Below are 12,969 nucleotides of genomic sequence, written 5' to 3'. Positions count from 1 at the left end.
GAAGTGTTTTAATAACATTTAATTAGCACTGTTTAAGTGCCTCGATAGCTCAGTTGGTAGAGCAGAGGATTGAAAATCCTCGTGTCCCTGGTTCGATTCCGGGTCGAGGCACCATTTATATAAAGCCTTGCTCATGCAAGGCTTTTTGTTTTAGTGTGCCGACTTAGCTCAGCTGGTAGAGCAACTGACTTGTAATCAGTAGGTCAACCGTTCGACTCGGTTAGTCGGCACCATTTACAATGTAGCTAGAAAAAGAAACTGTAATCAGTAGTCTGTTCAAGTTACCCGTCGACTCGGTTAGTCGCAAGAATGTATACAAAGCCTCGCATATGCGAGGCTTTTTTGTTTCTGTCCTAAGTTCGGCGCAGCATTAAACCGCGTTCCATATGCAAAATATATTTATAATTTTATTCCGCTTTAGCTGGTGTAATGCCAATAGCAAACTCTGCCGTATTTTCTATATCAACTTTTTAAGAGTTAAAATTAATTCTCTGATTAAAAGTTAGCTTGCTCATTTGTTTTTGATAGTTGTATTAACACTTAGCGCATTGAGTGAACTTACAATTTCACCGCAAGCTATGTAATGTTATGTAAAGTCAATTGAGCAAAGTTTGCTAAAGTGATTGAATAACATTCATAAATAGCATTGATCAGGTTTAAACATGATGTGGCAATATAAGCCATCTTTATTAGCAATAAGCATTATAGTGTTGAGCGGTTGTGCGAGTAACTTAAACCCATCGCAGCGCGAACAAACTCCAAATAATTTACCACAGCAGTGGCAACAACAAGCATCAAGTTCTGTATTAAAAGTGGATGATGAATGGTTAACTCAACTACACACGCCATTACTTAACAAATACGTAAAACAAGCGCTTAAAAACAACCAACAACTATTACAAACCAGCTATGATGTCGCTATTACTAAACAGCAACTAATAGTAACCGGATCAGCTCTTTGGCCTAGTTTAGATTTATCTTCGCGTACTAGCCGAAGCAAAAATAACCGGCCTGTTAGCTATAATAATGCCAGCTCGGTAAGCTTAAACTTAAATTACGAAGTTGACTTATGGGGTAAGCTGTCAGATTCAAAACGAGAAGCTAACCTTTCTTATTTAGCACAAAAAGCGCGTTTTGAACAAGCTAAACAACAACTTGTTTCAGATGTTGTTCAAGGTTGGTTTGATGTTGTGTCTGCGCAGCAGCTGCTTGATTTATACAAACGCCGTGAAGAAAATTCTAAGCAAAACCTCGATATAATTGAGTCGGGTTATCGCCAAGGTATTAACGAAGCGCTTGATGTTTATTTAGCCCGCAATGAGCTTAATAACGAACGCTCACGCATTGCCACTCAAATAGCGAGTTTATCAAGTGCAGCGCGAGTGCTTGAGCGCTTACTAGGTGAGTACCCAAAAGGAGCTATTGCAGCAAGCACTGACTTACCGGTTGTTGATACCGAAATTCCAGTTGGTATTCCTTCAGAGCTCATTACCCGAAAGCCCGCATTACTTGCCAGTTGGTATGAGTTATTAGCTAGTGATGCGTCATTGGCTTATGCGCATAAACAGCGCTTTCCTAGTTTAAATTTAACTGCAAGCTTAAGTGATAGTACAGATAGGCTGAGTGATTTGTTTTCTCCTTCAAGCCTCGCATGGTCTTTACTTGGAAGTATTTCGGCACCTATTTTTGAGGGAGGACGTTTACAAGCCAATGAAGAAATTGCACGCCTGAATGCGCAAAAGCAAGAACAGCAATATTTACAAACCTTGTACGATGCATTTGCTGATGTAGAAAATGCAATATCGCAGCAGCAGTCTTTAAAAGCGCAGTACACCAGCACCCTTGAAGCACAAAAAAATGCACTTGCGGCCGAGCAATTATCGTTTGAGCAATATCAAAGTGGCTTAGTAACTTATACCACGGTACTTGATGCACAAGGGCGCTCGTTCGATGCGCAAAGTTCATTAATACAAATTAAAAACCAATTAATCGCAAATAGAATTAACCTACATGTTGCCCTCGGTGGTGATTTTGAAAAACCGTCAAGCGACTTAAAGAGCAATAACGATGAACACTAAAACAGCTAAAATTATTATTCCAGCCGCGGTTGTTGTTACCGCTCTTTTAATTGTATTTTTTATTAAGAGTAATCCGCCAGAGGCGAGACGCTTTAGTTCAGCACCAAAAGCAGCAATTAGTGTATCTGTACTTGAGCTTGTGCCTCAAAGTTATCAAGTAATGATAGACAGCTACGGTACAGTAAAACCTCGAACACAAAGCTTACTTGTTGCTCAAGCATCTGGGCAAATAATTGAAGTGAGTGATGAGTTTAGAGAAGGTGGCTTTTTTGAAAAAGGCGACGTGTTATTAAAGCTAGATGATAGAGATCATCAGGCAGAGGTTAAATCTGCTCAAGCTAATTTACTCACAGCAGAGCAAAGCTTATTAGAAGAAAAGGCTCGCGGGCAACAAGCACTGACTGATTGGAAGCGCCTTGGTGGTTCAAGCCAAGCCAGCAGCTTGGTATTACGTGAGCCGCAATTAGCAGCTGCGCAAGCACAAGTGCTATCGGCTCAAGCTGCTCTTGAAAAAGCAGAGCTTGATTTAGAGCGTACAAAGGTTACCGCACCTTATGCTGGGCGCATACTGAGTCGTAGTGTCGATTTAGGTCAAGTAGTGAGTAACAATACCCAACTTGCCACTATTTACGCTATTGATAGTGTTGAAATTCGCTTACCAATAAAAAATAAAGACCTTTCGTTTGTAAACCTGCCAGAGCAATACCGTGATGGTGCTAAAAACCAAGCGGGTTCGTTAGTTAAATTTAGTTCTGATTTAGTGGGTGAGCAAACATGGCAAGGCCAACTTGCACGCACTGAAGGCGCTATTGACGAAAACGCGCAGCAACTTTACGTGGTAGCAAAAATAGACGACCCATATAAATCAACCGCCAGTAATCAGTATCCAATTAAAATAGGGCAATACATTAAGGCGCAAATAGCGGGTAAAACAGTGCAAAATGCGTTGATCATTCCTAACAGCACAATTTATCAAGGTACTTATGTTTATGTGGTTGAAGGTGATGTATTAAAGCGTAAAAACGTTACTTTTGCATGGCAAAACGCCAATCAAGCAATGATCAAAACCGGTTTAAAAGCGAACGATAAATTAGTTGTCACGCCGCTAGGTCAAGTAAGCTCAGGCACTAAAGTGAGTATTTTAGGTGCACAGCCAAAAGAAAAAGTACCTAAAAATAAGCGCCCGACTCGTGAGCAGCTAGAGCAAAAAGCAAAAGAGCTTGGTATTAGTGTTGAAGAGTTAATAAAAAATCGTCGCGCGGCCAAGCAAGGAGATAAAGCATGATTGCTTGGTTTACCAAAAACCATGTTGCTGCCAACTTATTGTTAGTAACTTTGTTGTTGTCGGGACTATTTAGTTTATCGAGTAAAATACCACTTGAAGTATTTCCGTCCTTTGAAACCGATATGATAAGCGTAGGTGTTAGCTTGCGTGGTGCAACCCCTGAAGATGTAGAGCAGGGCGTAACTATTCGTATTGAAGAAGCGGTGCAAGACTTAGAGGGAATTAAACAAATATTTAGCCGCTCGTCAGAGGGCTCAGGCTCTGTAACTATTGAGGTTGAAAGCGGTTACGATCCTCGTGAGTTATTAGCTGATATTAAAAGTCGAGTCGATGCGATTAATACATTTCCTGGCGATGCAGAAAAACCGATTGTTGCGCTGGCTGAGCGCAAAAGAGAAGTAATAGCTGTTACTGTATCAAGCGATTATGGCGAAAAAGAAACGCGTGAATATGCCGAAAAAGTGCGAGATCAAATACTGCGTTTGCCTAACGTAACGCAGGTAGAGCTAAGTGGTGTACGAGACTACGAGTTAGCCATTGAAGTTGGCCAAGATACACTTCGCCAATATAGCCTAAGCCTTGCGCAAATATCGAGTGCTATTGCTAATTCAAGTTCTGATATTTCTGCCGGTAACTTAAAAACAGAAGGTGGCGATGTACTAATTAGCTCAAAAGGGCAGGCTTATCGTAAAGATGAATTTGCCAGCATAGTAGTAAAAAACCAAGCCGACGGAACGATTATCCGCTTAGGTGATATTGCTACAATTAAAGACGATTTTGAAGAAACGCCAGTACGCACCCGTTTTAATGGTAAGCAAGCGGCGTTTATAGACGTTTACCGAATTGGCCCGCAAAGCGCGATAACCGTGGCAGACGATGTTAAAAACTACATTGAAGAACAGCAAGCCACGCTACCACAAGGTTTTAAACTAAGTTATTGGGACGACGATTCAGAGCTAGTTAAAAGCCGTATCGCCACCTTAACCAGTAATGCTTTACAGGGTGGTATTTTAGTACTGGCACTACTCACGCTATTTTTACGCCCAGCAATTGCATTTTGGGTGTTTATTGGTATTCCTGTATCGTTTATGGGCGCATTTATCGCGATGCCAATTTTTGGTGTAACGTTAAATATAATGAGCTTATTCGGCTTTATTTTAGTACTTGGTATTGTAGTAGATGACGCCATAGTAACCGGCGAAAACGTGTATACCCATTTAAAAACGGCAAAATCCGGTGAGCAGGCTGCTATATTGGGTACTCAAGAAGTTGCGACTCCGGTTACCTTTGGTGTACTGACTACCGTTGCTGCCTTTTTACCTTTAGCATTTATTGAAGGGGCGCGCGGCGCCTTATTTGCACAAATTCCGGTAGTGGTTATTCCAGTTTTATTGTTTTCGCTAATTGAATCTAAATTTGTATTACCAGCACATTTAAAATACATAAAACTACGCCACCAAAAAGGTGAACCATCTAAGCTTGAAGCGATTCAACAACGCTTTGCTGATGGCTTTGAAAGTGCAATTTTAAAATATTACCAACCTATATTAAACACTGCTTTACGCCATAAACTAGCAACGGTTAGTTTATTTGTGGGGGTATTTTTTATTATTTTAACCATGATCACCAGTGGTTGGACTAAGTTTATCTTTTTCCCACGAATTCCTAGCGAAACTGTACGAGTCAATCTAACACTGCCAACAGGTACACCGTTTGAAGTAACCAATAAATACGTGATTGATATGTCTGAAAAAGCGCAGCAATTACAAGACAAATATCGCGATCCTAATACAGGCGAAAGCGTTATTTTAAATATATTAGCCACTACTGGCGGACGCGGTGGCGCGTCTAACTCCGGAGCGGTACGCTTTGAGATTACACCTGCTGAGCAGCGTGAGTCAGATATAGGTTCGCGAGAGCTTGCTAGTGAATGGCGCGATTTAATTGGTGTTATTCCTGGCGCTGAAAGCCTAACATTTAGAGCTGAAATTGGCCGAAGTTCAGACCCAATAGACGTTCAACTAAGTGGTACTTCACTAACAATATTGCAAGATGTAGCTGATAATATTAAAAATCGTTTAGCAACGTACCCAACGGTGTTTGATATTGCTGACAGTATGTCTGACGGTAAAGAAGAGTTGCGTATAGAGCTTACGCAACAAGGTTTGGCGCTTGGTTTAAACCGTGTAAATGTGGCAGGACAAGTGCGTAATTCGTTTTTTGGCTCGCAGGTTCAGCGTATTCAACGCGGACGAGACGACGTGCGTGTAATGGTTCGTTTACCTATTGATGAGCGCCGCTCTGTAGCTGATTTACAAAACATACTAATAAGCACTCCCGATGGCGGTTCTGTGCCATTGTCGCACGTGGCAACACTTACGGCAGGACAAAGCCCATCAACCATAAACCGTATTGATCGTTATCGCACACTAAACGTGACGGCTGATATTGAAAAAAACAACACCAACATGACGGTGCTTCAAGCCGACCTAGCACAATATTTAGACGAGTTAATGCAGCAATACCCAGGTGTTGATTACAAACTCGAAGGTGAAGCCAAAGAGCAAAGAGAGTCGTTTGGCTCATTGGTTTGGGCGTTAGTGTTTGTGTTTTTTATAATTTATGCGTTATTGGCCATTCCGTTTAAGTCATACATGCAACCAATTATTGTTATGAGTGTTATTCCATTTGGCATGATTGGCGCAGTAGTAGGGCACTGGATAATGGGTATGGATTTAACCATTATGAGCCTACTAGGTATGCTTGCGTTAATAGGGGTTGTAGTGAACGATTCTCTTGTATTAGTCGATTTCATTAATAAAAAACGCAGCGAAGGTGGCGATTTAATAGAGGCAGTTAAACTTGCTGGCGCATCGCGCTTTCGCCCGGTTATGCTCACCAGTTTAACCACTTTTATAGGTTTAATGCCGCTGCTGTTTGAAAAGGCGACTCAGGCGCAGTTTTTAATACCTATGGCAGTAAGCTTAGGATTTGGGATTATATTTGCGACCTTTATAACTTTATTACTTGTTCCCGTTAACTATATGCTGATGGAGCGCTTTCAAGGTTGGTTTAAGTAGTGTTAGGCATTAAAAAGACAAAGGGATAGGTGTTAGAAATAAGTTTAATATCGGGCTGTGGAAACGCAGTTCGATATATTTAAAGACGAAAGATAGGGAATATTTAGTGATAAAGAAATGCTTGAGAACCTAAGCTATAAAGGAAAGTGTTCCCCGAGAATGCGGTGCCCGGTGTCAGTCCTGAAACCTTGAGGTTTCAGGGCGGAAATCTGCGGTTTACCGTAGGCTTCTCGGTACATGCCGAGCTTGCACAATAGTAAACGAACAAAAATCCTAGTATAAAATTTATCGGCTCAGGGACTTAACCAAGCTCCTGCACCCCAGGGAACAAATTTAGTATATAAGACATATTCCAATCCTTAAACCCCAATCGTAAAAAATTAAACTGTTCGCTCAGTTTTCCTTCAAATTTAATCTTGTATTTACTTTTAAGATTGCTTTTTGAACTCAATTTGCTTTTCAATCGCTTGCTTTTGACCTCAGTCATAGAATTCATTGGAGTTGCTTTTTATCGAGTGGTAGCATTGCTTTAATTAGCAAAGCGAAGACGTCATTATGAATAACTTACCAGATTACGAAAAAGCCCAACTTCTTTTAGAGAAAAATGAAATATTTGTATCACCCGCAGAAGCGCATGGCGTTATTAGCGGCTTACTTGCTTGTGGGCTAAGCATTGACGATAAAGAATATTTAGGCTTACTGAGCGATGTCTTTAATGATGGCGAGTCGTTTAGCAACGATTTAAAACAGTTTTTTGGCCAAATTTATCAACAAGTAGTTGAAAGTTTTAATAACGAAGAGTTTCAATTTGACTTGTTTTTACCTAGTGATGACGAAACACTCATCGATCAGGCTAACGGGCTCGTATCATGGGTAGCTGGGTTTATGTTGGGTTTTGGCTTAAAGCAAAAAGATTATGGCAAGCTGTCGGCAGATGTAAAAGAAGTGATCAGCGACTTTAGTGAGATTACACGCCTAGATACAACCTTTGAGGAAACCGAAGAAGATAGCCAAGCACTGCATGAAGTGATTGAGTACGTACGCGTATCGGCGTTACTGTGTTTTGCTGAACTTGGCAAAGAGCAAAACCCACAAAGCAACAAAAAAACACTGCATTAATTTAGTAATACAACAAAAGTAATGGGTTAGTTATTAATGGTTGAAATACAAAAGTCAGAGTTTAAAGCGCGCCGCGAGCGTTTATTGGCGGCAATGGATAATAACAGTATTGCTATAATTCCCGCTGCAACGGAGCTCACGCGTAGCCGTGATACTCATTATCCGTTTCGACAAGACAGTGACTTTTTTTACTTAACTGGTTTTAACGAACCCGATGCCGTGTTGGTGCTTTGCAAAAACAGTGATACACCCTCACTATTATTTTGTTTAGATAAAGACAAACTTGCAGAGGTATGGCACGGCAGACGCATTGGTTTTGAAAAAGCACAAAGCGAATACTTATTCGACAAAACTTATGCACTTAGTGAGCTAAATGAACAATTATTGAATTTGGTGAACGGCCAACAGATTTTATTTTATGCACAAGGGAAGTATCCTGCCTTTGATGGCAAAGTATTTTCAATGCTTAACACTTTGCGCAGTGCCCCTAAAAAAGGGGATACAGCACCGAGTACAATTAAAGATATTCGCCCTTTATTGCATGAAATGCGCTTATTTAAATCGCCAGGCGAAATTAACATTATGCGTGAGGGCTGTGAAATAAGCGCTCGAGCACACATGCGAGCCATGCGTTTTTCCCACGTTGGCGCAACCGAGTTTCAACTAGAGGCAGAGCTTCATCATCACTATGCAATGAACGGTGCGCCACATCCTGCTTATGGCACTATTGTCGGCAGTGGCGATAACGCCAATATTTTGCACTACACCCAAAATAGCGACGTATTAAACAATGGCGACTTAGTACTGATTGATTCAGGCTGTGAGCTACAAGGCTACGCCGCCGATATAACACGTACCTTCCCCGTTAACGGTAAATTTAGCACTGAGCAAGCTGCGCTTTATAATATTGTACTTAAAGCGCAAGAAATCGCATTTAGCGAAATAAAACCCGGTGGCCTTTTATCTCAGGCAAATAAACTCGCTATGCAAGTACTAACCCAAGGGTTACTTGATTTAGGTATTTTAACCGGCGATTTTGATGAATTAATGGCACAAGGTGCCTGTAAAGAATACTACATGCATGGTCTTGGTCACTGGTTAGGACTTGATGTTCATGATGTGGGCGATTACAAGGTTAATAACCAAGAGCGTGTCTTAGAGCCGGGTATGGTGCTAACCATTGAGCCTGGGCTGTATATTAGTAAAGACTCAAATGCGCCTCAAAAATACCAAGGTATAGGTATTCGTATTGAAGATAACTTATTAGTAACTGATTCAGGTCACGACAACTTAACCATTAGTGTGCCTAAAACAATTAGTGAAATAGAAGCGCTAATGCAAAGCGCTAAAAACGCATAAGCTTGGAGATAAAAGTGGCTAAGCAGTTTGATGTTGTAGTAATTGGTGGTGGTTTAGTTGGCGCAAGTTGTGCACTGAGTATAAGTAAAAAAAATCCCAGCTTAAATATTGCTGTAATTGAAGCAAATCAAGTAACCACTGATTATCATCCAAGCTTTGATGACAGAAGTATCGCACTTGCCCAGCAGTCGGTAGAGTATTTACAAAGCCTCAATTTATTTGAAATGAACGCTCCCTATGCTGCGGCCATAAAAAAAGTGAGTGTGTCAGACAAAGGGCACTTTGGTAAAACCCATATACAGTGTGATGAGTTTGCAAAACCCTCATTAGGTTATGTGGTAGAGGTAAACCCATTTGGCAGAGCGCTGCATCAGCGTTTAATGCAATCAAACATATCGCTTTTTTGCCCAGATAGCGTAACAGCGATAAAACAAAACGCCGATAGTAATGAACTTACATTACAAAGTAGCGAAAAACTCAGTGCTAAGCTGTTGGTGATTGCCGACGGTGCACAGTCGCCAACTCGTAATTTATTAGGGCTCGGCTTCAATACTCAGCCTTATAAACAAGGTGCGATTATTGCCAATATAGAAGTCGCTGGTGGACACCATCATCAGGCGTTTGAGCGGTTTACCCAAAATGGCCCAATGGCTTTATTACCCATGAGTAATAACCGCTATTCGTTAGTATGGTGTATGCGCCAAGAACATATTGAGCAGTATATGTCGCTAAGTGAACCAGACTTTATAAGTGCGCTGCAAACTGCCTTTGGTTATCGTGCAGGACAGTTTATAAAAGTCGGTATGCGCGCTAGCTACCCTCTAGTTTATGGGCAAATAGAATCGTTAACGACGCACCGCACAGTGGTGATAGGCAACGCGGCACACGCAATTCATCCTATTGCAGGACAAGGCTTTAATTTAGGGTTGCGAGATGTACAAGTGCTGAGTAACTTAATGGCAAACAGTGAACATGATTTAGGTAGCTATGCTTTTACTCGTCAATATTCAATCAAGCGCCGTGATGATATAAAAACCGTAATGACATTGACCGATGCCTTGGTTCGACTTTTTTCAAATTCATCACGGGTGTTAGCGCTTGGTCGAAGTATTGGGCTATTTTCAATGGATTTATTCCCTGCATTAAAAGCCCCATTAGCAAAACAATTAATGGGTCAAGTTAAACAAGGTACACGTTTATGAAACAAGTACAGGTTTGTATAGTGGGTGGTGGCTGCGTTGGGTTAACGCTGGCGCTCGGGCTTGCTAAAGCGAATATTAGCGTGGCTGTGTTAGATGCTGCGCCAACTCAAGCTTCACCTAGCGATGATTATGGCTTACGAGTTAGTGCACTAAGTATTGCCAGCCAGACCTTACTGGAGCAATTAAATGTATGGCCACACATAATAGCTGAGCGTGCTTGTGCTTATACGCACATGGATGTACGCGATGCCGACAGCTTTGGAAAAATAACCTTTAATAACGAGCAACTTGAGCTTGAGCATTTAGGGCACATTGTTGAAAACGATATTATTCGCTTTGCGCTAATAAAAGAGCTTGAGCAACAAAGTAATGCCACAGTGATGTTTGATACTGAGTATCAGCAAATACATCAAAGTGAGTCTGATGTATTTATTAATTTAAAAACTGGCGAACCTATTATTGCTAAGTTGCTGGTGGCGGCGGATGGGGCAAATTCAGCGATTCGTAAACAGTTTAATATGGCGCTGAGCTTTAAAGATTACGATCATCATGCGTTAGTAGCGACAGTTAAAACCAAAGAGTCACATGCAAATACCGCACGCCAAGTATTTTTACCAACAGGGCCACTAGCGTTTTTACCACTAAGCGATGAGCATACTCATTCAATTGTGTGGTCAACCAGCCCCAATCATTGCGATGAATTGTTAGCAATGGACGACACCGCCTTTAATAAAGCAGTTATGGCTGCCATAGATGGCCAATGTGGTTTATGTGAAGTGCAAAGTAAGCGCGTCGCGTTCCCACTTAAAATGCGTTACGCCCAACGATGGGTTAATGACAAGGTGGTGTTAATGGGCGATGCAGCGCATACCATTCATCCATTAGCAGGGCTCGGTATGAACCTGGGCCTAAAAGATGCCGCTTATTTAATTGAGCTACTAAGTCAAGACGCCAAAGAATTTGCCAGTACGCGCACACTGCGTGATTACGAGCGCACCCGTAAGCTCGACGCACAAAAACATATCGCCATGATGCAAGGGCTAAAAGAGCTATTTGAAGGTGCAAACCCAGTTAAAAAGCTGATTCGCGGAGTCGGGCTATCGCTGGTTGATAATCTTGGGCCTATAAAGCACCTGTTCGCCAAAGAAGCGATAGGGAAGTGATAAATACAAGCGGTCAGTTTTTAGCTGTCAGCTTTCAGTAAAATAAAAACCGATGTTTAGTTTAAGCATCGGTTTTTTTATAGGCTAATGCTTTCTTTAGTGTATGCGTACAGCTTGCTGACGCGACAAGTGAAGCTCGTAATGCTTTAAATTAATGAGCTACAAATTTTCTTGTGCTTCATTCACCATATCTTTGAGCGCATCGATTAACAATGGGTCACGCGAGTTCTGTTTAGCAAGTTCTAGTGCGTGTGTCATGCTGGTAACGGCTTCTTTAAACTGTTTGTCAGCCGTGTAACCTTGCGATAATCGCATGTGGGAGTATGCAGCATTAGGATAATCGCTAGTAAAGCGTTTAAGTGTGGAAATAGCTTTTTTAGTGTTACCAAACTTTTGCTGACTATGCGCAAATTCTACGTACACATCTTGTGGAATTTTAAGCTCAAATCCGTACTTATCACTAAGTGCTTGGTAATAACCGGTAATCAATGATACATCCGCAAATTTTCCGTGCTCGTCAGTCACTTTAAATATTAGGTCGCTAAATAAGTGAATTAAGCTATCGCTAAGTGCTGGCAGTATGGTGCCCATATGAGTAAAAGTAGGGTAATGCTTATATTCCCATTTTAGCTGTGTGGGCATTTGTTGTTCTAAATTTACTAACGTATTTAATGCACCTGTATAAAAACGTGCGCCTTCACTCGCTACACTAATAAATAACTCTTGAGCACCTTTAGGGTTTTTAGTGTATTTAATAATATTATTCTTTAACTCTTCATCACTCCACCAACTATTTGGGCTTATAGCTATGTAGTTGTTAAATAATTCTGGCTGATTAACTAAAGTATAAAGCACTAATGTACCAGCATTAGAGTGACCAATTAAGGTGCTGTAGCCGTTAGTGGAGTAATTGCTATTTATATAGGGCATGAGCTCATCAGACACAAACTTTAAAAAATTGTCAGTTTGCCCAGCGTCAGGCCATTTATTTTTAACAAAGGTTTGAAACTCCGTTTTAGGTTCGCCTTGTACTTTGGGTAAGTAATCACGAACACGGTTAGTTGTATCAATAGCAACAAGCATGGCATTAGGCATCTGATCGTAATCAACAAGGGATTTGATTACGCCAGACGCCGTATGAAAGTGTTCAACACCATCAAGTAAATAAATAACATAAAGGGGCTGCTCGTCTTTTACGGTTTCAGGTATGAAAATTCTGACAGGCCTATCTTCATTAAGTATTTTTGATTGAAGAATGACTTTTTTACCTACGGTTATGTCGGTTGTAGCGGTGTTTGCATAGCTTAAAAAAGAGGTACTAAAAGTAAGTATTAATACAAGCGATAATAAAAGCTTCATAAATATCCTTATTTAATAATGTGTTGCTTGATAATTGCACGGCTTTAGGTTTGAGTAAATGTTTATATTTTAGAAGCAAATGTAGAGCTTAAATAATTTAAAGCTATGCTTTTCAAGCTCGGCGTCTACCCCGTAAATATTAAGCACTTATCTTTATTTTATTTGTTGATATAAAGGGAGTATCCAATAATGTCTTCCCGAAACCCGAAACCCGAAACCCGAAACCCGAAACCCGAAACCCGAAACCTTTAACACTTATCTATCAAAGCTTAAAAAACCTTGTTGCTTAATTATCCTACTAAGCGAACTCTGCGGTATAATATG

General features: G+C 40.9%; 8 protein-coding genes, 2 tRNA genes and 1 other RNA gene. 9 read left to right on the top strand and 2 right to left on the bottom strand.

The annotated features are described in order from the left end of the window. The first annotated feature begins 38 nt into the window (after window positions 1-38). The 5 genes from CWB75_RS18260 (at window position 39) to CWB75_RS18240 (ending at window position 6,443) form a co-directional block, all read left to right on the top strand. Window positions 39-114: transfer RNA gene (locus CWB75_RS18260), tRNA-Phe, on the top strand. A gap of 43 nt (window positions 115-157) precedes the next feature. Further along, window positions 158-233, top strand: a tRNA-Thr gene (locus CWB75_RS18255). A 429-nt stretch (window positions 234-662) separates the two neighbouring features. After that, window positions 663-2,078, top strand: coding sequence for a TolC family protein (locus tag CWB75_RS18250; RefSeq protein ID WP_138571389.1), 1,416 nt, complete (start codon window positions 663-665; stop codon window positions 2,076-2,078). Continuing rightward, entirely contained in the window at window positions 2,068-3,363 is a 1,296-nt protein-coding gene (locus tag CWB75_RS18245; RefSeq protein ID WP_138571388.1) for an efflux RND transporter periplasmic adaptor subunit, read from the top strand. Before CWB75_RS18250 ends, CWB75_RS18245 begins: the two co-directional genes overlap by 11 nt. Next, window positions 3,360-6,443: an efflux RND transporter permease subunit gene (locus CWB75_RS18240; protein ID WP_138571387.1), complete on the top strand. Its 3,084-nt coding sequence runs from the start codon at window positions 3,360-3,362 to the stop codon at window positions 6,441-6,443. Before CWB75_RS18245 ends, CWB75_RS18240 begins: the two co-directional genes overlap by 4 nt. Before the next feature lie 146 nt (window positions 6,444-6,589). On the opposite strand, the gene ssrS is transcribed toward CWB75_RS18240, so the two are convergent. After that, window positions 6,590-6,773: non-coding RNA, 6S RNA (ssrS, locus tag CWB75_RS18235), on the bottom strand. 225 nt (window positions 6,774-6,998) lie between these two features. Between ssrS and CWB75_RS18230 the strand changes: the two genes are divergently transcribed. The 4 genes from CWB75_RS18230 to CWB75_RS18215 are packed head-to-tail and all read left to right on the top strand — an operon-like array spanning window position 6,999 to window position 11,286. Then, window positions 6,999-7,562 (top strand): UPF0149 family protein, encoded by a 564-nt coding sequence (locus CWB75_RS18230; RefSeq protein WP_008110427.1) that lies wholly within the window; start codon window positions 6,999-7,001, stop codon window positions 7,560-7,562. Window positions 7,563-7,598: 36 nt separating this feature from the next. Beyond that, window positions 7,599-8,921 (top strand): Xaa-Pro aminopeptidase, encoded by a 1,323-nt coding sequence (pepP, locus tag CWB75_RS18225; RefSeq protein ID WP_138571386.1) that lies wholly within the window; start codon window positions 7,599-7,601, stop codon window positions 8,919-8,921. A 14-nt stretch (window positions 8,922-8,935) separates the two neighbouring features. Then, on the top strand, window positions 8,936-10,123 hold the full coding sequence (gene ubiH, locus CWB75_RS18220; RefSeq protein WP_138571385.1) for a 2-octaprenyl-6-methoxyphenyl hydroxylase: 1,188 nt from the start codon (window positions 8,936-8,938) through the stop codon (window positions 10,121-10,123). After that, window positions 10,120-11,286: an FAD-dependent oxidoreductase gene (locus tag CWB75_RS18215; protein ID WP_138571384.1), complete on the top strand. Its 1,167-nt coding sequence runs from the start codon at window positions 10,120-10,122 to the stop codon at window positions 11,284-11,286. Before ubiH ends, CWB75_RS18215 begins: the two co-directional genes overlap by 4 nt. Before the next feature lie 159 nt (window positions 11,287-11,445). On the opposite strand, the gene CWB75_RS18210 is transcribed toward CWB75_RS18215, so the two are convergent. Next, on the bottom strand, window positions 11,446-12,645 hold the full coding sequence (locus CWB75_RS18210; RefSeq protein WP_138571383.1) for an alpha/beta hydrolase-fold protein: 1,200 nt from the start codon (window positions 12,643-12,645) through the stop codon (window positions 11,446-11,448). Window positions 12,646-12,969 lie beyond the last annotated feature (324 nt).

The organism is Pseudoalteromonas sp. S1608 (genome assembly GCF_005887265.1).
GTDB lineage: Bacteria > Pseudomonadota > Gammaproteobacteria > Enterobacterales > Alteromonadaceae > Pseudoalteromonas > Pseudoalteromonas undina.
Note: the sequence above shows the minus strand (reverse complement) of the source record. Positions and strands in the feature narration are given on the sequence as shown.